The 21,431-nt window shown below is 40.8% G+C and carries 20 protein-coding genes, 1 pseudogene and 1 riboswitch; of the genes and pseudogenes, 2 read left to right on the top strand and 19 right to left on the bottom strand.

Translation table 11 applies throughout. The annotated features are described in order from the left end of the window. Nucleotides 1-80: 80 nt before the first annotated feature. From ABR335_RS03870 to ABR335_RS03855, 4 genes are all read right to left on the bottom strand, one after another. Nucleotides 81-584, bottom strand: a complete 504-nt coding sequence (locus tag ABR335_RS03870; RefSeq protein ID WP_061577669.1) for a kinase — start codon at nt 582-584, stop codon at nt 81-83. Between the two features lie 18 nt (nt 585-602). After that, complete coding sequence (locus ABR335_RS03865; protein ID WP_014097279.1) at nt 603-809, bottom strand: zinc ribbon domain-containing protein; 207 nt, start codon at nt 807-809, stop codon at nt 603-605. Between the two features lie 769 nt (nt 810-1,578). Then, complete coding sequence (gene proP / locus ABR335_RS03860; protein ID WP_179234612.1) at nt 1,579-3,063, bottom strand: glycine betaine/L-proline transporter ProP; 1,485 nt, start codon at nt 3,061-3,063, stop codon at nt 1,579-1,581. A gap of 511 nt (nt 3,064-3,574) precedes the next feature. Continuing rightward, a complete protein-coding gene (locus ABR335_RS03855) occupies nt 3,575-4,570 on the bottom strand; it encodes a tRNA dihydrouridine synthase (protein WP_026684531.1) in 996 nt (331 codons plus the stop codon). Nucleotides 4,571-4,798: 228 nt separating this feature from the next. On the opposite strand from ABR335_RS03855, the gene ABR335_RS03850 reads away from it, so the two are divergent. After that, nucleotides 4,799-5,110 carry a S4 domain-containing protein gene (locus ABR335_RS03850; protein WP_225620916.1) on the top strand — a complete coding sequence of 104 codons (312 nt, stop codon included), beginning with the start codon at nt 4,799-4,801 and terminating at the stop codon, nt 5,108-5,110. A 43-nt stretch (nt 5,111-5,153) separates the two neighbouring features. On the opposite strand, the gene mutM is transcribed toward ABR335_RS03850, so the two are convergent. The 4 genes from mutM to ABR335_RS03830 all read right to left on the bottom strand — a co-directional run bounded on the left by mutM (nt 5,154) and on the right by ABR335_RS03830 (nt 8,997). After that, the gene (mutM, locus tag ABR335_RS03845) at nt 5,154-5,957 is read right to left on the bottom strand and encodes a DNA-formamidopyrimidine glycosylase (protein WP_328229825.1); all 804 of its coding nucleotides are present in this window, start codon (nt 5,955-5,957) and stop codon (nt 5,154-5,156) included. A 358-nt stretch (nt 5,958-6,315) separates the two neighbouring features. After that, nucleotides 6,316-7,575, bottom strand: coding sequence for a methyl-accepting chemotaxis protein (locus ABR335_RS03840; RefSeq protein WP_017550100.1), 1,260 nt, complete (start codon nt 7,573-7,575; stop codon nt 6,316-6,318). A gap of 37 nt (nt 7,576-7,612) precedes the next feature. Next, complete coding sequence (locus tag ABR335_RS03835) at nt 7,613-8,611, bottom strand: 3-oxoacyl-[acyl-carrier-protein] synthase III C-terminal domain-containing protein (RefSeq protein ID WP_014097273.1); 999 nt, start codon at nt 8,609-8,611, stop codon at nt 7,613-7,615. 26 nt (nt 8,612-8,637) lie between these two features. Beyond that, the gene (locus ABR335_RS03830; protein WP_013860344.1) at nt 8,638-8,997 is read right to left on the bottom strand and encodes a hypothetical protein; all 360 of its coding nucleotides are present in this window, start codon (nt 8,995-8,997) and stop codon (nt 8,638-8,640) included. A 99-nt stretch (nt 8,998-9,096) separates the two neighbouring features. Beyond that, nucleotides 9,097-9,181, bottom strand: a riboswitch (cyclic di-GMP riboswitch). A gap of 644 nt (nt 9,182-9,825) precedes the next feature. Between ABR335_RS03830 and ABR335_RS03825 the strand changes: the two genes are divergently transcribed. Then, a complete protein-coding gene (locus tag ABR335_RS03825; RefSeq protein WP_013860345.1) occupies nt 9,826-11,154 on the top strand; it encodes a replication-associated recombination protein A in 1,329 nt (442 codons plus the stop codon). Between the two features lie 1,101 nt (nt 11,155-12,255). Here ABR335_RS03825 and ABR335_RS03820 read toward each other — a convergent pair. The 11 genes and pseudogenes from ABR335_RS03820 to ABR335_RS03770 all read right to left on the bottom strand — a co-directional run bounded on the left by ABR335_RS03820 (nt 12,256) and on the right by ABR335_RS03770 (nt 21,302). Beyond that, entirely contained in the window at nt 12,256-14,034 is a 1,779-nt protein-coding gene (locus tag ABR335_RS03820; RefSeq protein WP_013860346.1) for an ABC transporter ATP-binding protein, read from the bottom strand. Next, nucleotides 14,034-14,633, bottom strand: coding sequence for a MarR family winged helix-turn-helix transcriptional regulator (locus ABR335_RS03815; RefSeq protein WP_014097266.1), 600 nt, complete (start codon nt 14,631-14,633; stop codon nt 14,034-14,036). Before ABR335_RS03815 ends, ABR335_RS03820 begins: the two co-directional genes overlap by 1 nt. Before the next feature lie 586 nt (nt 14,634-15,219). Further along, nucleotides 15,220-15,792: pseudogene (locus ABR335_RS03810) on the bottom strand (GrpB family protein); the annotation flags it as partial. Nucleotides 15,793-15,903: 111 nt separating this feature from the next. Continuing rightward, nucleotides 15,904-16,122 (bottom strand): hypothetical protein, encoded by a 219-nt coding sequence (locus ABR335_RS03805; protein WP_014097263.1) that lies wholly within the window; start codon nt 16,120-16,122, stop codon nt 15,904-15,906. 139 nt (nt 16,123-16,261) lie between these two features. After that, the gene (locus ABR335_RS03800) at nt 16,262-16,522 is read right to left on the bottom strand and encodes a hypothetical protein (RefSeq protein WP_014097262.1); all 261 of its coding nucleotides are present in this window, start codon (nt 16,520-16,522) and stop codon (nt 16,262-16,264) included. 297 nt (nt 16,523-16,819) lie between these two features. Then, entirely contained in the window at nt 16,820-17,221 is a 402-nt protein-coding gene (locus ABR335_RS03795; protein WP_014097261.1) for an arsenate reductase ArsC, read from the bottom strand. Nucleotides 17,222-17,230: 9 nt separating this feature from the next. Continuing rightward, nucleotides 17,231-18,289, bottom strand: a complete 1,059-nt coding sequence (gene arsB / locus ABR335_RS03790) for an ACR3 family arsenite efflux transporter (RefSeq protein ID WP_014097260.1) — start codon at nt 18,287-18,289, stop codon at nt 17,231-17,233. A 12-nt stretch (nt 18,290-18,301) separates the two neighbouring features. Continuing rightward, entirely contained in the window at nt 18,302-18,814 is a 513-nt protein-coding gene (locus ABR335_RS03785) for a DUF2703 domain-containing protein (RefSeq protein WP_014097259.1), read from the bottom strand. A gap of 5 nt (nt 18,815-18,819) precedes the next feature. Then, entirely contained in the window at nt 18,820-20,592 is a 1,773-nt protein-coding gene (gene arsA / locus ABR335_RS03780; protein ID WP_350346589.1) for an arsenical pump-driving ATPase, read from the bottom strand. Between the two features lies 1 nt (nt 20,593). Next, entirely contained in the window at nt 20,594-20,953 is a 360-nt protein-coding gene (gene arsD, locus ABR335_RS03775) for an arsenite efflux transporter metallochaperone ArsD (protein ID WP_014097257.1), read from the bottom strand. Nucleotides 20,954-20,966: 13 nt separating this feature from the next. Beyond that, entirely contained in the window at nt 20,967-21,302 is a 336-nt protein-coding gene (locus tag ABR335_RS03770) for an ArsR/SmtB family transcription factor (RefSeq protein WP_014097256.1), read from the bottom strand. Nucleotides 21,303-21,431 lie beyond the last annotated feature (129 nt).

Below are 21,431 nucleotides of genomic sequence, written 5' to 3'. Positions count from 1 at the left end.
ACACGTTTTCTTCATTTCAATTCCTGGCAAGAGATATGGCTTTTTCGCTTTTCCCATGCACCATATGCCGATATACAAAATCAAAGATCAATTTCCAGTTGATCCGCCATCAGTTTTATGATTTCATCCTGTGACATATCATTTGTTAACATGGTTTCTCCTTTCACCCCAAGTTCGTCTCTCGGATTCCACCAGGCGCGTAAAGCTTCTTCTCCGAATTCCGTTTTTTTCAAACGCATATTATGGCGTTTGACTGTTTCCCAAAACGTTAATCGAAAATAATAAATATACGCCTTTGAATGGTAGAATTTCAATAAACGGGACAACATTTCCCCGTAACGGTTTTTGTTTAAAATTCCTTCGACAATCACAAATCTGCATTTCCCTTTTCCATATTCCGCAATTTGGCGAATGAGCTCAACGGAGAGGTTTCCTTCTTTGTCCGGCACCTTTAACATTTCACGCCGGACAGTATCTTGTGAAACAAGAAGCGTTCCCGGCCCCAAATGGCTTTGAAGCCTTTTAGCGATCGTTGTTTTTCCGCTCCCGGAGTTTCCCCGTATGATAATCAGCTTCGTTTCCAATATAACACCTCCCCGGATTTAGCCCCCGAAGAATAAGTCCAGAATATTAGAGGCGGTGGAAGTTTGTTTATGATAGAACTCCGAATAACCGCAGTTTTTGCAATACACGACAATGAACGTGTTGTTCTGGACATCAAATAATTTTGACAGACCTGTTCCCGTCATTGCCACTTCTTTTTTCCCCGCCTGCTTAGACCCGCACTTCACGCACCCTTTTTCAGACATGGCGCTTTCCCCTCCTCATCATTGTTACTTTTTTATACGGGCGTCAGCAAAAAAAGTTTCAGGCATTTCAACTGCATAAGGGGCAGCGGGGATTTCTGATCCCCTTTTACATCAAGGGGAAATTGGAAAATATGTTATAATAAAATTGAAAAAATATTTGGCTTTATCATGGACGGAATCCGTTATAAGGAGGGGCTGGCATGATACTTGCAATCATCGTATCTGTATTGTTTTTTGCAACCGTCGTATTTGGAATCGTCAAAATCACTCAGCTATTTAGCAGTAAAAAAATTTAATTTGATTGATAAAATAAGGATCCTGCATAATAGGAATCCTTTTTATTTTCCATTACAAAATGACGCTTTTTTCAAATCCAACACCTGCTGGAAGCCGCTATGTAACCCTGTGTGCGGCTAACTCCCATCCGCCCTATTTTTTTCAATGCTGAAATCATGGTGCTGTGAACTCTTCTGTCTTTACATGATGCAAGATGAGTAATCATAAACTTCACACCGGCCATTTAGAACACTTGTTTCTATTATTTTACCGCACGGAAATTGGTTTGTCTACCGCTTATTTTCCATTCTCCCCAAAAATAAAAATACTCAGATATTTTTTAACAGAAAAGGGGGATGCACCCACTTGCAAGCATGCGGATGCATGAACCAAGACGTGGCATTTTACGGCCAGAAACAACTTAAAAGAGGAGGAAGGCCATTCAAGCCGGTTCCGTGGTACGGGCAGCCAAAAAGCGGCCTTATGGATATGGTTAATTTTTGGGATTTTCCAATTCAGACGCTTTTTCCTCAATATTTCCTTTTTCCTCTTTCCACCATAATGCTTCATGGGGGTCTTCGAGAATTTTTGCAATTTCGTGTTTTTCTTCTACTGCCGGTGCCGATCCCCGCAGTGCTTTCCCGGTCGTATCTTTTACGAAAAACATCGTCAAGACACCAATGAGACAGGCTGCCATAATATAATAAGCGGGAACCATCTGGTTATTCGTTGTTTTGATGAGCCACGCCATTACCAAAGGCGTTGTTCCCCCAAATAAAGAAACCGAAATATTAAAAGCGATCGCCAGCGCAACATATCTTACTTCCGTGAAGAATAAAGAAGGCAGCATCGATGGCATCGTTGACTCGAATGTCGCCAGTAAGACGGCCAAGATCATCAAGCCGAAAAAGACCGTTAAATTCGTTCCACTTCCAATCAGCTTAAATGCCGGGATGGACAGAAAAATCAGCCCGACCAGGCCTCCCATAATGATGCGTTTGCTTCCGATCCGGTCGCTGTAATAGCCCATGATGAGCACAATCGGAATCATGATAAACATCACAATGAGAATGAATAAAAGGCCCTTTGACTGCCCGTAACCGAGAACGACACTTAAGTAAGACGGCATATACGACAACAACATATAATCGACAACATTAAAAAATAAAACGAGAACGATCCCTTTCAGCAATTGCGGCCAATGGAAAAGGAAAACTTTCCTGAATAGCCCTTTCTCATTTTCTTTGTGCTTCCCTTCCTTCATCGCTTCAAAAACCGGGGTCTCCTCCAAATGATTCCTCAAGTAAAGGCCAATCAAGCCCATCGGCGCAGCGATAAAGAAAGGAAGGCGCCATCCCCAGTCCAGCATTTTATCTTCGCCGAGCCAAAAACTGAGGATCGTGACAACGCCGGATCCCAAAATATATCCCGACAACGTGCCCACTTCGAGTCCGCTCGATAAAAAGCCTCTTTTTTTATCCGGGGAAGATTCTGCGATGTATGTCATGGCACCTGAATATTCACCGCCAGTGGAAAAGCCCTGAACCAGTCTGGCGACAAGCAGCAGAAACGGGGCCAGATTTCCAATCTTTGCATAACCCGGGATCAAACCCATGCTTAAAGTCGCCAGTGACATTAACACTAAAGTAACGGCCAATATCCGTTTCCGCCCGAACTTATCGCCCAGCATGCCAAAAAACATCCCGCCAATCGGACGGACGAGAAACGCTACAGCAAAAGTAGCAAACGAATAGACCAGTTGCAATGAACCGGTTACCCCTGAAAAAAACACCTTTCCGATGATGACGGCCAAATAGGAATATATCCCGAAATCAAACCACTCCATCGCATTTCCAAGAGCCGTTGCGACCACTGCTTTTTTTGTCACATCTGTATCCACAATGGTAATATCATCTTTTTTCAATCTTCTGCCGGGTCTTTTTCTGGATCCATACCATTTTTTTGTATTTTCCGCCAACCTTTTCACCTGAATTCTTTTTTAAAAATCAGTTCTTACGGTTATTTTGAACCGGCCTCTCTCTTGCTATTCAAAATACCTGCACGCCTCCTTAATATGGCAATGCCAGGCATTATGACCGCAAAAACAGCGGAGAATGGGGGTACCTTACTGCTTGCGCCCCATACTTGAAAATGCCGATTTCCCCTGCCGTAAAAAGCCGGGCGGATTGGACGGAATTTTTACTGCAAAACCTGGAACTTTCACGGGATTTTCGGGTCTGGGCTCCGCCAAAACGGCAGCAAACCCGAGATGGATGGGATCCTTTTTTTGCGGGAGCCGTATGAAACGGGAACCATCATATGCCGATGTGAGTGCCGCGGCGGATGTAAAGAGCCGGTGTAGTGGTCTCCGGGGTTTTCCTGTCTTTTTGCAACAGCCTTTTGGCAGTTTGGCACAGCCGCGCATCTATTGCGATGAAAAGAATATAAAAAACGGGCTGCTTTTGTATCGGGGATATGCAGGGGGAATGCTATACCGTTTCCCCCTCCATCTGTTTTGTTTCAAAGTGATCAAGCAAGGTGCGCACTTCATCTGTTGAATCTGTGCCCATCAGTTGGTTTCGCAACTCGCTCGCTCCCCTGAAACCTTTGACATAGATCTTAAAAAAGCGGCGAAGCGGTGGAAACGGGCGCGGCTCCAATTCTGTTGAATATTTGTCAAAGAGATCCAGATGCAGTCTTAAAAGATCAAGCAATTCCTTGCTGCTGTGCTCTTTCGGCTCTTTTTCAAAGGCAAACGGATTTTTAAAAATGCCGCGCCCGATCATAATCCCATCGACACCGTACTGGCGTGCAAGCTTCAGGCCGGTTTGACGGTCAGGGATATCCCCATTAATGGTCAAAAGGGTATCCGGTGCCACCTCATCACGCAGTTTTTTGATCTCCGGAATGAGTTCCCAATGGGCGTCCACTTTGCTCATTTCCTTTCTTGTACGCAAATGGATGGAAAGGTTCACGATGTCCTGTTTCAATATGTGCGTAAGCCAGTCCCGCCATTCATCCACATACGTGTAACCAAGCCTCGTCTTTACACTCACAGGTAATCCGCCTGCTTTTGCGGCTTGGATAAGTTCAGCAGCAACATCCGGACGGCGGATCAGACCGCTTCCCTTCCCCTTTGTTGCCACATTCGGCACAGGGCAACCCATATTGATATCAACACCGCTGAACCCAAGTTTTGCCATGCCCATACTCATTTGCCGGAAATATTCGGGCTTGTCCCCCCATATATGGGCCACAATCGGCTGCTCATCCGCCGTAAACGCCAAGCGGCCGCGCACACTTTGGTTCCCCTCGGGGTGGCAATAACTTTCCGTGTTTGTAAACTCTGTAAAAAACACATCCGGCCTGCCCGCTTTACTTACAACATGGCGAAAAACAACATCTGTCACATCTTCCATTGGTGCCAGTATAAAAAATGGCCGTGGTAAATCACGCCAAAAATTTTCTTTCATGATAAAAATCATAACCTCCCCTATCTGGATACCAAGCCAACACAAAATAAATAAGCAAAAAATATTTCAGCCTCTTTTACACTTATAACATGGTTCGGTACTTTTGATCAAACTATACTATTTCTTAACCTTGTCACAGATTTAGCACTGGCAAAAAAAATAAAAATCGCACACGACGTTGAAGTGGGCCTACTGCATCCCCGCGATGCCAAAATGCTGCTGGCCAGGACGATTGTCCGCATGTACCACGGAGAAGCTGTGGCAATCCAGGCAGAAGAAAACTTCAAAAATGTTTTTCAACAAGGAGCATTGCCTGCCCATATCCCGGTCATGCTATGGGACGGAGATAAAACAATAAACATCATTGATCTACTCGTACAATTGAAGCTGCAGCCATCAAAAAGTGAAGCCAGAAAAATGACTCAAAACGGCGGCATCCGGATAAATGGAGAAAAAGTAAAGGATATCCACGATGCTGTTCATGTAACAGACGGACTCATCATACAAGTAGGAAAGCGGAAATTTATAAAATTGCAGGCCGGGGAAGTCTGAAAGGCAGCTGGGAAAATGAAGTGCGGCAGGGGCAGATCCGTTTTCAATACTGACAACGTGGACAAAAATAAGTCTTATGTGAAGAAATTTCTTCTTTCCTAATAGGGGAGCTGCATCGCGGGCATGGCTCATTTTCTCTGCCGTGAACGTACATTTGATAGCGTCCCGTTTTGCCATCTCCCACGTGCAGCGGATGTTCCATATAACCTCCCTGCTCAATCCCTTTATGAAGGATAAACCGGATCGACTCATACAAACGGGCGAGTTGCTGATTGTCAAGATGACCTGCTTTTTGATCCGGCCGCAACTGCGCGTGCCATAGCATTTCATCGGAATACCGGTTTCCAATCCCGGCCAGCACTTCTTGATTGGTTAGTACTGTTTTAAGAATGCCTCTTCTTTGTTGCATCCGTTGTTGAAAAGCAGCTAATGTAAAATGGGGATCAAGCAGTTCGGGGCCGATTTTTTCAAACGCCGTCTGAACCGCTTCCGGTGTTAATAGATGCAGGTATCCTAAACGAAAACCAATGAAAAACAAGTGCCGGTCTCCAAAAGAAAGTTGGACTTGTATTGTCCGGTCCGGTTTGTCTTCCTCTTTGCCAAAAAACATCCATCCGCCGAGCATTAGATGCAGAAGCAGGCACGAACCATTTTCGAGCTGAAAAATTAAATACTTTGCGCGTCTTGAAATCGATTTGATCTTCTGATTGGCCACTGCCTTTATAAACTTGCCGGCAGGTATATTTATCGATTTTTCCCGCTGAATCATGGCATTTGTAATGGTCCGGCCGCCAATCAATGACGCCAGCCATGTTTTATAGGTCTCCATTTCCGGCAATTCAGGCATCACGTTTCCCCCATTCATGCGAACTGTATTAAACAGTTTTCCCGAATGGCGGGGATTCATGAATCAGGTTTGGCTGTCCTGCCCTTTGGTAATGTGCGGGGATGCAATGAACCGGGGATTTCGGAATTAAAATTTGTAGCATACATAAAATGAACTAAACATTGCTACTTTGTTGCCGGCTGCAAAAAGGAATCATCATGCAAATGGATGACCTTGTCTCAGTGCAAAAACTTAAGTTCATTTTATATAGCAAAAACAAGGGCAGTGTTTAACGATAAACAGCATGGGGACAAACCGGAATTTTCCTGTTTATCCTCGTGCTGCAGCATGACTTCTTTCATAAGCTGAAACTTGCTATTTATAAACTAAACTTCTGGAGAGACTCATTTATTTTATGGGCTAATTGATGCTGGTGGTCTACCATTTCTGCCGTTTCTTTCATTGCCAGTGACACTTCGGAAATATTAAATGACATTTCCTCCGTACCCGCAGCGGATTGCTGGCTTGTGGAAGATACATGTTGTATCGCCTTGTTGACTTCCTCAATTGCGTTTGCCATGTCATTCGAAGCCTGGGCGATTTCAAGCGACATACGGTCTAAAAATTCCGCATCGTGTTCATACTGTTCCCCTATACGGACCATTTTTTCATAATCGGGATTCACTTTAGTGTCTACATAGTCCAGAATTTCTTTTGAATGATGAATAAGGTTTGAAAAGGCTTGCTGGACCTGGCTAGTGACCACCCGGATATTTTCAACCGATTGGGTGGATTGTTCAGCCAGCTTTCTGATTTCTTGAGCGACTACTGAGAAACCTTTTCCTGCTTCCCCTGCCCTTGCCGCTTCGATCGATGCATTTAAGGCAAGGAGATTGGTCTGATTCGCAATGTCTCCAATCGTATCAGCCAACATTTTGATTTCCTCGACGATTTTCGCTTGTTGAATGGATTTCAAAATATTTTCCGCTTTTTCCGTATAGATTTGATTGGAAGAGCCTGCAGACTCAGTTGCTTCCTCTCTTACTTTTGTCCCGCGTTTCTTAATTTCCTGCGCGATGTTTTTTCCTTCATTTGCTTTTTCTGCTAATTTCTTCGTTGAACTTTCAATTTGTTCAGCAGATGCGCCAATTTGCTGCGTACTTGCACTTAGTTCCATTGCGCCATGTTCCATCTCATTTATCGTTTCTTTCACATCTTCCATCACATAAAACAGTTCCGTCATGGTTGCCGATAATTCATCTGAATTGGAATCTACACGCTCTATTCCTTTTTTTAAATCTCCAACCAGATTTCGCATATTGCTTGTTGCATTATTTAAGAAGTTAGAGATCGTGCCAAATTCATCTGCACCTAAAATTTCCAGCGATTCAGCCAGGTTTCCCGACTCCAGGCTGGAAGCGTATTGCTTCATTTTTAATAACTTCCCGGTTAACCGGAAAGATGACCATAAACCTACACCAAGATAAAGGATTGCGGCAACAGACACAAACCAAATGGTTAAGTATTGGGGGATGATGAACATGCTGCCAACCAACAAAATGCCAATGAGAATATAAGGCAGGATAACGGTTTTGATTTGGCCCATTGTAATGGCTTTGGACAATTTTTTAATTCCCATGGTACGGCTCCCTTCATTTGAAACAGATTCAATACATTTAATGTTTATACAACATGGCACAAGCAGAAGTTCCCGCACCAACCGACCAAAATATGGCATAGCTGCCCCTCGTTATCCGGCCGGTGCTTACAGCTCGTTCAAAAGCCATAAACGGGCTAGCGGCTCCTGTATAGCCATATTCCGTGCCCACAATTGGGAACTTGCTTATGTCTTCTTTGAAGATTTCCTGGATTTTGTATATATTTTTCCGTGACAATTGGGAAAAGCAAAAAGCCTGAATATCCTTCGCGGTTAAATGATTCCGGCTGAGCAATTTTTCAACAAGCGCGGCAGTAGACAGAAAAGCATTGTCATTGTTTACATTCTCCCATTTTATTTTTCTATTCTTTTGTTCGGCTTTTCCCTCAACCAGTTGGGATACGCCACAAGCCGGAAAAGTAATTTTATCAATTGATTCTGTGTTCACTTGATAGGCTGAGTCGATAAACCCTGTTTTAACATGATGGCTTTTTTCCAGCAATACTGCAGCGGCCCCGTCTCCGAAACTGGCATATGTAACCGCATCCCCCTCGTTTGCAAAGCGGTGCATTTGCTCGGAGCCCACGACAAGCGCACGCTTGATATGCGGATTTGCGAGCATATTGCGGCTTACTTGATCCACTGCTACCACCATTCCGACACATGCCGCATTCATATCATAAACAACAGCTTCTTCTTTTCCGCCCAAAGATTGATGAATGGCAACCGCATTCGGTGGCCAAAAGTATTCAGGTGTCCCTGATACAAATACAATCATATCGAGATCCCGGCCGGCCAACCCGCTTTTTTCCAGCACTTTCTTTGATGCTTCCACCGCCATTGTTAAAGTGGTTTCAGTTTTATAATCTGCTATGTATCTGTTTTCTCTGCCAAGCGCTTGCAAAAGTCTTGTAATATCTTTTCCTTGCTGGCGAAAATGGGCCAGGTAATAATCGTTATGGCGCACCTTTTCAGGATGATAGACAGAGACTTCTCTTATTGTCACACTCGAATCCATTTTTACTTAACTCCTTCAAGCTGTTTTTAACGTGAAAGTTCCAATCCCGCTTGTAAACTATTGATAAATTCACCCGTAAAATTCACTTTTTTCGCGATTCTCTTCAGCTGTAAACGCGGCGTCACCCTTTTCGGTGTAATCATCAGGATTTTTTTAAATCCTAAACTCATATACAACGCATAGCTCTTTTCAAGCACCGGCAAAATTTCAGGCTTAAATGTCCTTAAATCGGATGAATCCACAATTAACGAATAATTTTTCACATCTATTTTTGAAACTTCTTTTTTTAAATCGTCTACAAACGTAGATGCCTTTTCTGTTGCGGCAAATCCGCCTAATGTAATGATAAAAGCTTTATGACTGTTATCTGCTTGAAACTGTGCCATCTTTGCTTCCTCCTACTTATTAAATGAAGTTCTTCACATTTGATATCAGCACAACGAAAAAAGGACTAATCCCCTACCGATTAGCCCTTTTTATGTAAAATCGGTAACTGGCTGACATGGTCGTCTGACTTTAGTCCCTTTAGCTTTGCGTCTTCACCTTTCGATGAATTTGCCTTTTTCAATTTTTATTGGAATTTTGCCGGAAAGCATGGAAACCCTGCCAAGTATTTCCACAGCCTTTAACATTATATAAATATATTATCCGGTATGTCAATAGAATCATTTTTTGGTCTTCAGGTAGCATAATTGATGCATTTTTCAAAAAATCGAACGAACTGGCTTTCCTTTTTTTAAAATAGTGGATAACTTCAAATGAGATTCCTATGACAGGGTCGTTTTCCAAGCAGACAAAATCTCGGAAGGTATCATTCTTTCCCAAAACTGCAGAAAGAAGTAGCCCGCTAAAATTTGTAGTTTCGACGCATATTTGATTTTTGAGATAGAGGTGATATCATTCATCTTAAAGATGTGGTTGGCTTTTTTGCTGCTCGGGGCACATCTTTTTCTTTTAAGCTTCTGTTTTACTTTCGTCATTCAGGTCTATACCAATAATAAAACGGTATGCCTTTTCAATTTGGTGAATATTATCTGCCTATACTATACCAAGCAAGACGTTACTCAAAACAGCATGAATCAAATTGGCTTGGAACTCGAACAGATCGATACATTTGCGAATCAACGTTATTTTAAATTAGCCTTTGAGTGAGGTATTTTGGTCGGAATTCAAAAGAAGCGTAATGAGAAAATGTTTTACGGGAGGGAAGAACCTTGAGGCAAACTTCTTTATTTGAGAACGACAATGACCAAAACCGTCCCTTGGCCACGCGCGTACGTCCCAAAAATTTAGACGAATTCGTTGGACAAAAGCACCTGATAGGTAAAGGAAAAGTGCTTAGAGAAATGATTGAAAATGACCGTCTTTCTTCCATGATTTTCTGGGGACCCCCCGGCGTAGGCAAGACAACATTGGCGAAAATTATTGCAAATCAAACGCAATCGGAATTTATTAATTTTAGTGCTGTTACCAGTGGGATTAAAGATATTCGAAACGTTATGAAAGAAGCTGAAGAACGCCGGCAATTGGGTGAAAAGACAATTTTGTTTCTCGATGAGATCCACCGATTTAATAAAGCACAGCAAGATGCCTTTTTACCGTATGTAGAGAATGGCAGCATTATCCTTATCGGCGCAACCACTGAAAATCCGTCATTTGAAGTCAATTCGGCCTTATTATCGAGGACGAAAGTGTTTGTCCTTCATAAATTAACGAGTAGTGAAATCGTGGAATTATTAAAACAGGCCATCGTAAATCCCAATGGGTATGGCCTTCAAAAGATTGAAATTGATGATCAAACTTTATTGGCCATTGCAGCATTTTCTGACGGGGACGCCCGTACTGCGTTGAACACGCTGGAAATGGCTGTTTTAAATGGGCATAAGCAGGGGGATACCATCATCATCAGGAAAGAAGACCTTTCCCAAATGATCAACAGAAAATCATTATTGTACGACAAAAATGGTGAGGAACATTATAATATTATTTCCGCCTTGCATAAGTCGATGCGAAATAGTGATGTGAATGCAGCGATCTATTGGTTATCACGGATGTTGGAAGCCGGGGAAGATCCGCTGTTTATTGCGCGAAGATTGGTCAGATTTGCAAGTGAAGATATCGGTTTAGCCGACAATCGGGCTTTAGAAATTGCGGTATCTGTTTTTCAAGCATGTCAATTTATTGGTATGCCTGAATGTAATGTACACTTAACCCAAGCTGTCATTTACCTTTCACTGGCACCAAAATCTAATTCAGCATATTTAGCTTATATGAGCGCAAAGAAAGATGCACTGAACTCAATGAATGAACCCGTTCCCCTCCATTTACGCAATGCACCTACCAAATTGATGAAAGATTTAAATTACGGAAAAGGATACAAATACGCGCATGATACAGAAGAAAAATTAACAACGATGCAGACGATGCCGGATTCGTTAGCAGGCCACGAGTATTACCATCCGACAAATCAAGGTTCGGAGGCCAGATTCAAACAAAGACTTGAAGAAATCTCAGAATGGCATAAAAGGAACCGTAAATCGTAGTGCGACGAATGATGTTCGATCGTAAAAAACCATTGTGAGGTAATCTTTATGATTTGGATGTTGAATGTTTTTGCCATCCTGTCCGCCGTTATGCCTAATGTCGCTTTTCGGAAATTATCGCGTTTCGACATACTCCGGAAAGGGGCAGATACCCTTCATTTGGATCTTCTGATTAGATTACTGGTATACAATTTACTCGAAATCTTTATTGGCAAAATGAAAAGCATCCGCTCATTTGGATGCTTACTTTTTTAAAATATTCAAATTGCTTATATATCTATCATTTTATCCAAAGTGAAAGGAAACCCATATCCTTTCGTGGTGTTTTGTTGGATATTCAAGCAACATTTTCACTTAAATGATGTTCAGCAACCATAATGAGTAAGAAGACCTTCATATCGTTTCCCGTTACGATTGATAGGGTTGCTTGATTATTCGAATTTCAAATTAACCCTCCCCCTTAATATAAGTGGGGGATCTTCGCGAGTACCACTACGTTTAGAAAGTGTGTAGCAGCTTCTATTGTCTTCTTTACAGAGCAGCCTGTCATTACCTTTTCTGCCTGTCCCAGTATTTTTTTCGGGCCCACACAACTAATAACCCAGCAGCCACGACAAGCAAAGAAACATCCACTATTTTTTCCATCATACTATTGGCCCCCTATACTACCCCTTCCAGTCTAATTCCCAGTTTACCTTTTTTATTGTGATTCACTCTGTTCAAGATAAGATACTGGTGGAAGGCTTTCCAATTGATTGTCAGCTTCAGAATTTGAATGATTCATTCTATTTATGAGACTTTTCTTATTCTTATTACAATTGTAATGCATCCGTTATTCAAATGCGAGTTTTGTATGCTAAATAAATATAAATTTCTAAAAAAAGAAAAAGGCTTATTTTGACCGAATGCTCTTGAAACGAGAAATTTGAATTTGGGGAGGAGGAGGATCATGATGGCTATTTTCTTCCAAGGACTGGCTTACTTTTCTTCAGACTCCACCAAAGATCCAGTACCATTAAACCATATTTTCTTAAATCCTTCATCCCCCAAAAATTTATCCCATTGAAAAAGCATTTTTCACACTGTATGGTGACCATTCCTTTACATGGCCGGTGTGTCTACCTTAAATTGTTCAGCCACATATTTCGCATACGTTTCATGCGTACGTACCAATTCATCATGTGTACCTGATCCTGTGACTTCACCTTTTTCAATAAAGTAAATCTTATCGCTGTCCACAATGGTTGCCAAGCGGTGGGCGATGACTAAAGTCGTACGGCCTTTCATCAAGTTTGTTAAGGCTTCTTGGACTTTCATCTCTGACTCACTATCAAGACTGGCAGTGGCTTCATCCAGCATTAAAATCTTGGGGTTGCGCAAGAAGGCCCGGGCAATGGCAATACGTTGACGCTGGCCGCCGGAGATTTTCACACCGCGTTCCCCCACTTCTGTTTCAAGCTTGTCAGGCATTTCTTCAACAAATTTGCGTGCAAAGGCTAGATCTAAAACGTTCCAAAGTTGTTCATCCGTAAATGTACCATCTAATCCGTAAGTCAAATTGTCACGGATTGTACCGGCCATAATCGCAGAATCCTGTGAAACGTATCCGATTTGACTGCGGTAATTTGTTAAATTGATCTCTTCAATTTTCACATCTCCAAATTTGATTGATCCGCTTGTAGGTGCATAGAAACGTTCAAGCAAACTAAAGATTGTCGATTTGCCACCGCCGGAAGGACCTGCAAAAGCAATGATTTCATTTGGATTTGCCGTAAAGGATACATCTTTCAGAATGGGTTCATCCGGCGCATCTTCGTAGGCAAAATCCACATGTTCCACTGATAAGGTTTTACCAGCCAAATCCAATTCAATGCCTTTCGTAAAATCTTCCGGTTCTTCAGCAAGCAATTCTTGTACACGGCGCGTTGAACCGGCAGCCTTTGCCATTTCTGAAAATAAGGTTGCAATGACCGGCATGGCCCCAATCAAGTTAAACAAATACATCAAGAAGCTCATTAATATGCCGATTTGCATCTCACCAATTGCAATCCGGTGCATCCCATAAGCAAGAAGCCCAAACACCATACTCATAAATACCATCATCATGATAGGTTGCATCGTTGCATCAAAGACCGCTTCTTTTTTCCCAACTTTAAACAGTTTATTTATTTCTTTATTGGCACGAACTTGCGCTTGCTTTTCTGCATTTGAAGTTTTTACCAATCGGATTTCACTTAATGTTTCACTCGCAATCCCATTAAATTGAGCCATTGCCTCTTGACGGATATGTCCTATTTTCGTTCCAAATGCCATAATCGGTATCATGAGGATCACGACGACCGGCACCGCTACAATCATGGCTGCAGTCATGTGCCAGTCCATCTTGAACATCATGTATACTGTCCCAATAACTGTAATGATGCTCGCTAATGTTTGTGGAAATGTCACCGCCAGCAATTGTTTAACTTGTGCAGTATCGTTTACCAGGCGACTTGAAATTTCACCAGCCTTGACAGTGTCAAAATAGCTCACTTTCAAAGTGGTTAATTTTTGCCACAAGCTTTTCCGCAAGTTTTGGATTACATTTTCTCCAAAAATCCCCAAAACTGTTCCGCCAACTGCAGAAACAATGGCTGAAGTGACAAATAGTGCTACGACTTTCCCTAATAACCCATAGTCAATTCCTTTTGAAAAATGATTGACAAGAGATGACGCTAATTTTGGCACATAAATTTGGATACCGGATGAAACAATCAGCAACAAGACACCCATTGCCAGCAAAAGATATTTCGGTTGCGTCGTTTTGATGAGTTTTATAAATTGTCCAATTGAAAATTTGGTTTGATCTTTACGGACTGAACCATCGAATCCTCTTTCCATTATCTTTTACGTCCTTTCTTCCAGCCATCAAATCCGCCGCCCATGAATCCGCGGCCGCCAAACCCACCAAACCCGCTGCGTTCCAACATTTGTTCTCGTGCACGACCGAAACGGGCACTCATTTTCCCAAAAAGTTCCCAGCGTTTATCATTGCTGAAGACTTCGAGGAGCTTATCCTGAAATGCTTCACTTGAAATATTGGAAACCATGCGTTCAAGATATTGATCTAACATTTCAAGCTCGTCCTCTGCAAATCCTTGGAAGAGGACATCTTTTAGCGTCGTTGAAATGGAACTGCGCTCTTTTAAGCTTTCACGGCCTTTATCTGTAATTTTTACAATCGTTACACGGGAATCTTGCTCGGATTTTTCACGCCGGGCAGTGCCGGCTTCTTCAAGTTTCTTGATAATTTGCGTCACACTTGACGGCTTAATATCAAGCACTTCAGAAATGCGGCCCGCTGTCACATTTTCTTCCGCTGCCAACAACTTCAACGTTTCAAAAGCATTATCTGTTTTTTCTTCTACTTCATTTACAAAAATGAGAAATGGCTGATGCGTAATTTCCAATAATTTGTCCAGAATTTCATCTTTTTTCATTTTAGAACCTCCAAGGATATTTATTTAGTTTTCATTTTTGTTAACAAGGTAAATAATATACCAGATTATTTTGTTTGTCAATATAAAAACTAAGTAAAAAATGGGAGAACGAAAGGATCCTCGGGAAAAAGCAGGGATGACAGCGTTTGGACAAAAAAAGACCCTGAAATCGGAATGTTTATGATCCCGAAAACAGGGCCTGTTTGTTAAAAATTTAATATCCTCAATCGCAACAGATACTAGAGGCAAGTGAGCAGCCTAAGGAATTTCATACTTTTCTTTGCACGCCTAGATATGGCTTTATTTCTTCATTATTCGTGTTAAAAATGTATAACTCCCGGTTTTGATTTTCCACATGCAGTATTTTATACATGCTGCATTGCCGTTTTCAAAGTGATCAATGACTGATATTTCCTCGATGATTCTTTCTTTTCCTCTTGTTATGGATTTTAACGCTTCTACTAAGACACAGCCTCCTTTCACCATCGATATTATCAAAGGATTCATTTTTCCATCCGATTATCTGTGCATAGTTTAGTAGACTCATATTATTGCGTATGATCGTAATATTCTGATAATAAATATTAGCATTCGCTCGTTCCATGATTTCCTGGACTATTGACGTTTTGGCATCCGCATAGTGCTGGACATGCCTCCACTTATTCTTCGCCAAGCTTCGCTTGACTTGCGCATATTTCTCCCGGTCACTCTCATTAGACCGTAACCAATCTCGAAAGCGTAACATTCTATCAATCTCAGGTGTGCCTGAACTGAACACATGCAGGTTGATATCCGTATCGGGTCCTTTGAACATGCGGTGTTCGAACCACTGAGGTTCCCGAATCCGCAATGTATAGCCAGCTGATTCCAATACCGGAACATAGGAAGGCTCGTCAGCATAGTCCTCAACAACCAGTAGCATGTCGATAATTGGCTTAGCACACAACCCCGGCACCGAGGTCGAGCCAACATGTTCAATCTGCAGCGTTTTGTTGCCGAGTATGGAACGAATCCGATCAGCTTCCTGCTCAAACAGTTTAGGCCAGTTCGGATCGTATTCGACGAGAGTAATGTATGAGTTATGAGGTTTCAGCTTGCCCAACGTGAGCTTCTGAAGTTCTTCATCACTCCTATGTGAGGAGTTATTTTCAGATAGCATTATATCGCACTCCTTTACTGTTTATTGTTGAGGTTTCAGTTTTATCTTCTTTGCTATATAAAATACATGGCTGTAATAATCCGATAGCTAATTCTCCGGATATACATTAACCTAGTACTGCGAGAATTCCTCTGGCCTTGTATCGGCTAGCCATAAGATTTCAGAAACAGCCATGTATCCCTTATCCTTCAAATATATTCTCCACAGGGACAGCTCCTTTTCAAAACCATGTTGTAGATAGCCCCCCTCAGACCATATCACGTCAAAAGAATGATTATTATCAAAGGTCAATTTATCCATTAACATTTCTTTAGCTGCTATACGGTCCATGAGGTTATTCTCCTTGGCTTTTTCATAACTTTTTCAAAAAAATTCTAAACACTTGGAAAGGGATGGTGTGACTTTAAAAGATCAGGACTTTATTTTTGGGGCACATCTACTAAAGGCAAGTGATCAACCATATGAAATTTCATACTTTTCTTCGCACTCCTAGATATGGCTGCTCAATTACCTTTATTTCTTCATTATTCGTGTGAAAAATGTATAACTCCCGGTTTTTATTTTCCACATGTAGTTTTTTATACACTTTCCATGCTGCATTGCCGTTTTCAAAGTCATCAATGACTGACATTTCCTCGATGATTCTTTCTTTTCCTCTTGTTTCGGATTTTAATGCTTCCACTAAGACACAACGTTCTGGAAAATGTTCACGAACTTCAGACCATTTCATACATATGCGCCTCCGGTTTCATAAATGATTTTTATCAAATTAACCCAGAAAAGGAATCCGTATTGGCTTTTAACATCTTTCACATCTGTTATGGCCTTAAGTGAATAGTCCTATTTCTGACCCTTGACATCGATACCACACACTCCACGTGCAACGAGCGGGGTGGTTTGATGTCTTTTACATTATCGGTAGTCGGAAACACGTCATCTCCACTTTTTGCACTATCGGTAGGCGGGAACATATCGACATATATAATTATAACGCCAACTACTAGATTTGTAATTGGCGTTATAATTATTATGACTTTAGTTTTGCTTTTAACTCTTTTATTTTTGTTTCTATAGTTGATATTACTTTTTTAAATTCCTCATCACTCTTACCTGTAGGATCATCCAACCCCCAATCTTCCCTGTGTTTACATGGAAGGTAAGGGCATTCCACATTACACCCCATTGTAATAACAATATCTACTGGAGGTATTTCATCAAGCAACTTTGAATGTTGAGTTTTCTCCATATCTATATCATAAAGCTCTTTCATTAGACGCACAGCATCCTGGTTAATTTGAGGTTTTGTTTCTGTGCCAGCAGAGTAGCTTTCAAATATATCTCCTGCAAAGTGCTTACCAAGTGCCTCGGCTATTTGGCTTCGACATGAATTATGAACACATATAAATGCAACCTTTAGTTTATTACTCATTGGCCATACCTACTTTCTTGATTTTTCTGGAAACCAGTGTCTTGTATTATTCGCTATCTTTACTAATATCAACATAACAGGCACTTCTGTTAGAACTCCTACAATGGTAGCAAGTGCAGCTGGGCTTTGAGTTCCAAACAATGCAATCGCAACGGCAACTGCCAGTTCAAAAAAGTTAGAGGCGCCAATCATGCCAGCAGGCGCTGCTATCTCATGAGGAAGTTTTATAGCCTTGCTTGCTAGATATGCAATGAAAAAGATTAGGAAAGTCTGAATAATTAATGGTATAGCAATTAAAACAATATGCAGTGGATTATTCAGAATTACATCGCCCTGGAATGAAAAGATTATTATTAATGTTAGCAATAGACCTATGGTGGTGACATTCCCAAACTTCGGTATAAAGCTATTCTCAAAGTAATCGAGTCCTCGCCTTTTTGTGATGTAATTACGGGTAATTATGCCACCAGCTAGCGGGATAACAACAAACAATACTACAGATAAAATAAGAGTGTCCCAGGGTATGGTTACGCCGCCCACACCTAGAAGAAACGCAACTATAGGCGTGAAAGCTATGAGAATTATAAGATCATTTGTTGCCACTTGCACGACGGTATAAGCTGCGTTGCCTTTGGTCAAATAACTCCATACAAATACCATCGCTGTACACGGTGCTGCTCCAAGAAGTATTGCTCCCGCAAGATAGTCTTGTGCCAATTCTGCCGGAATTAGAGATTTAAAAATTACAAAGAAAAACAGCCATGCAATGCCGAACATAGTAAATGGCTTTATCAACCAGTTGGTTATCCATGTAACAAAAAGTCCCTTGGGATTTTTGCCTACATTTCTAATACTTTGAAAATCTACTTTTAGCATCATTGGATATATCATAAGCCAGATTAAAATCGCCATTGGTATTGATACATTTGCATATTCAAAACGTCCTAAAAACGCTGGTATTCCAGGTAAAAACTTTCCAATCAATACCCCTGCAAACATACATAAAATAACCCATACGGTTAAGTACTTTTCAAAAAATCCAATTCCACTATTTTGTTCCTTACTCATGTTAAATCAATCCTACTTTCTTTCCAAGCTATCAAAAAATGTAATTAAGTTTTGTGGGATTTCATATTTCTCATTTGTCAAGGGGATTGAACTATGGCCATCATAAACTTCTTTCAAAATTGCGTTAATAATCATGGATTTTGGTGGTTCCGTATACTCTATACCATCCTGCACCCAAACTCTGCAATCCACAGAGTCGCCACATAGATCTCCACATTCCTTGCAGGAAGATTCCTTAACCTCAAGAGCAATATCCCTGCCATTTACACGAATGGTTGGAGAACTTAAAAAATGGTGTTCAATGGCTAACTCCCTTGAATTTATATTAATCTTATTCAATACTATATCAAACCCTGCCGCTCTTAATACCGTTGATACTTCATTAACTGCATCCTCAAGATTAGTTTCAGTTCCTTGACACCTCTTACATACACTCAGATCAAGATAAAGAAAATCTATTATAATCTGCCTTTTTTTTCTGTTCTTGTCCGCAGCAGCCACTGCCACAAGAGCAACAGCCAGCATCACTTTTATTCATCACTTTTACTACCTCCAGAAAAGTTCACTATATTTTCAATTGATGCATCCTGAAACCAGGGGATTGCAACAAAGTTATCAGAACTTATTTGCTTAACTTTTTCCAGCCATTGCTTTTCAGCATCAGCGCGAGCTATTAACATACTATTTTTAGTATTCGTCAATGAAAGGCACTGATTAACCACCCACCATTTGTTATTAATTCCCGCTCTATTCAGGTCATCACCCAGTCTCTGAGCTTCAAATACCGGTGTTGCTTCAGGTAATGTAACAATAATAACCTCTGTTTGTTTCTCATCCCGAAGTCTTGGAAGTAATCTTTGAACAGATATTGGCGTTTCACCTTTTGTTCTCTGAACCTCATTATGATAACTCTGTGTAGAATCAAGCAACAGAAGCGTGTGACCCGTTGGTGCAGTATCAATTATTACAACTTCGTTTTCAGCCTTGTCAACAATCTCAGCAAATGCTCTAAATACTGCAATCTCCTGTGTGCATGGAGAGCGTAAATCCTCTTCAACATAAGCAACATCATCTTCGCTCATTGTTTCACGAGCCTTACTTAATACCTCATTTTGATATCGCAATAGTTCCTGCTTTTCATCTATTTTACTTAGCTTAATATTTTCAGTATCTTCAACCACATATTTGAGATGATTAGCTGGGTCTGTAGATGTTAAATGTACCTTAACACCCTTTCTAGCAAGAGCCACAGCAATGGTTGCAGCAATAGTTGTTTTTCCAACACCGCCTTTGCCCATTGTAAATATCACTTTTTTACCTGCCCTATAAATATCTTCAATCAGAACATCTAGGTGTCTTAAATTTAAGGATTTGCTATAAATACTATTTTTTGTGTATTCGTCACTATATAAAAATGTTCTAATATTATCAATACCTACAACGTTATAGGAACGAAGTGGTATAGTGAAAATCTTAAACTTTTTTAAACCCTGTGGCATATTTTCCAAAGCCTTTTGCTGCTTATCTAACATTTTAATCGAAACATCGTCAGTTGCTTCACTCAGTATACCATTGATAATTAAAACCTGATTGTTTATCCCTAGCTCACTAAGCTCATGGCTTGAACGTTCAGCTTCAATCAAAGGAGTTTCCTCCGGCCTTGATACCAATATCAAAGTTGTTTTATCTTTATCTGCAAGGTTTTCAACCGCATTCTTATACATATCCTTTTTATCTTGAAGTCCAGCGAGCTGACCTAAACATGACGCCCCATGTGTACTTTCACTGATAAAATTACTCCACGCTGATGGTAATTGCAGCATACGAAGTGTGTGCCCTGTCGGAGCAGTATCAAAAATAATATAATCGTATTTATTCTCTGTGGATTTATCAGTGATGAAGTTCGAAAACTGGTCAAAAGCGGCAATTTCAACTGTACATGAACCTGAGAGTTGTTCCTCCATATTTACAATTACACTATCCGGCAACTTCCCCCTATATGGAGCAATAACCGATTCCCTATACTCTCTGGCAGCTTCCTCTGGGTCAAGATTCGCCACAACTAAACCCGGCACTCCATCAATCGGCACACCTTTGCCATCAAGCTCAGTATTAAAAACATCCTGTAAATTGGATGCAGGATCAGTGCTTATAAGGAGAACACTTTTTCCATTATCAGCTAAATTTACTGCCACAGCACAAGCGGTTGAAGTTTTACCTACACCACCCTTTCCTGTGAAAAACATATACTTAGTCAGATTTATCCCATCTAAACTAAATGGCTCATAATTATTCTTTAACATCTTAACAGCACCCCTTTGGTCCGCAGCAGCCACTCTTCTTTTGAGGTTTTGTGCTTATTTCCACCCCTAACCATTCTGAAAACTCTTCGTTTGTTGGGTAGCTTTTGGTTTTTACAATTTCACCATCTGCCAGTGTTACAGGAAGAATATCTGCTCCTTCCTTTTGTAGAATTTCACTTATAACTTTATTGGAGATAAAATCCTGGGGTTCACTAGACAAACCATGCCTTTTTATAATAATCCCTTTTTCTTTAAGCGAATTAATTACAGTTGCTACTCTTAACAGCTCCGGATCAATAGATGGACCACAAACTCCTGTTGAGCAACACATTGCTGGGTCAAAAATCTCAATATTTTTCATTACTAAATCCTCCTTAACAACATTGATTATCAGATTTTTTATTTTTGCTCTTTTTACAAATACAATCTTCTTTGTCATTTGTTATGCATGTAAAGAAAGCTATTACCTCATCCGTTTTTTTCTTGTTTAATGTATATCTCATCCATGCCCCATCACGTACTGCATTTACAAGACCACTTTCAGATAATATCTTCATATGATAACTAAGAGTGGATTGAGAAATACTGAATTCTTCTAATATATCGCATGCGCACATTTCTCCACACGATAGCATATCAATAATCTTTAACCGTGTTTCATCTGACATAGCCTTAATTGCAGGAACATAATCTGCATATGAATGTTTCATGAAATTACCTCCTATATATTCATATGTATCAATGACATCGAATGTTCTCGATATCTTATAATAAGAATATCAGGCATATCGATAGTTGTCAATATGGTTTTATAATAAGCAGTTCTGAAGAGTAAATTC

Origin of the sequence: Heyndrickxia faecalis (assembly GCF_040267745.1) — a bacterium.
In the GTDB taxonomy this organism is placed as follows: domain Bacteria; phylum Bacillota; class Bacilli; order Bacillales; family Bacillaceae_C; genus Weizmannia; species Weizmannia faecalis.
This window is presented reverse-complemented; position numbering and strand designations above follow the sequence as displayed.

Coding starts and splice junctions, on each gene's coding strand:
- ABR335_RS03800 (WP_014097262.1), bottom strand. CDS start 16,522: ATGAAATGGTCTGAAGTTCGTGAACATTTTCCAGAACGTTGTGTCTTA.
- arsA (WP_350346589.1), bottom strand. CDS start 20,592: ATGTTAAAGAATAATTATGAGCCATTTAGTTTAGATGGGATAAATCTG.
- arsB (WP_014097260.1), bottom strand. CDS start 18,289: ATGAGTAAGGAACAAAATAGTGGAATTGGATTTTTTGAAAAGTACTTA.
- ABR335_RS03820 (WP_013860346.1), bottom strand. CDS start 14,034: ATGGAAAGAGGATTCGATGGTTCAGTCCGTAAAGATCAAACCAAATTT.
- mutM (WP_328229825.1), bottom strand. CDS start 5,957: ATGCCTGAATTGCCGGAAATGGAGACCTATAAAACATGGCTGGCGTCA.
- ABR335_RS03830 (WP_013860344.1), bottom strand. CDS start 8,997: ATGGCACAGTTTCAAGCAGATAACAGTCATAAAGCTTTTATCATTACA.
- ABR335_RS03840 (WP_017550100.1), bottom strand. CDS start 7,575: ATGGGAATTAAAAAATTGTCCAAAGCCATTACAATGGGCCAAATCAAA.
- ABR335_RS03855 (WP_026684531.1), bottom strand. CDS start 4,570: ATGATTTTTATCATGAAAGAAAATTTTTGGCGTGATTTACCACGGCCA.
- ABR335_RS03865 (WP_014097279.1), bottom strand. CDS start 809: ATGTCTGAAAAAGGGTGCGTGAAGTGCGGGTCTAAGCAGGCGGGGAAA.
- ABR335_RS03785 (WP_014097259.1), bottom strand. CDS start 18,814: ATGCTGGCTGTTGCTCTTGTGGCAGTGGCTGCTGCGGACAAGAACAGA.
- ABR335_RS03850 (WP_225620916.1), top strand. CDS start 4,799: ATGTACCACGGAGAAGCTGTGGCAATCCAGGCAGAAGAAAACTTCAAA.
- ABR335_RS03795 (WP_014097261.1), bottom strand. CDS start 17,221: ATGAGTAATAAACTAAAGGTTGCATTTATATGTGTTCATAATTCATGT.
- ABR335_RS03770 (WP_014097256.1), bottom strand. CDS start 21,302: ATGAAACATTCATATGCAGATTATGTTCCTGCAATTAAGGCTATGTCA.
- ABR335_RS03805 (WP_014097263.1), bottom strand. CDS start 16,122: ATGGACCGTATAGCAGCTAAAGAAATGTTAATGGATAAATTGACCTTT.
- ABR335_RS03815 (WP_014097266.1), bottom strand. CDS start 14,633: ATGAAAAAAGATGAAATTCTGGACAAATTATTGGAAATTACGCATCAG.
- ABR335_RS03835 (WP_014097273.1), bottom strand. CDS start 8,611: ATGGATTCGAGTGTGACAATAAGAGAAGTCTCTGTCTATCATCCTGAA.
- arsD (WP_014097257.1), bottom strand. CDS start 20,953: ATGAAAAATATTGAGATTTTTGACCCAGCAATGTGTTGCTCAACAGGA.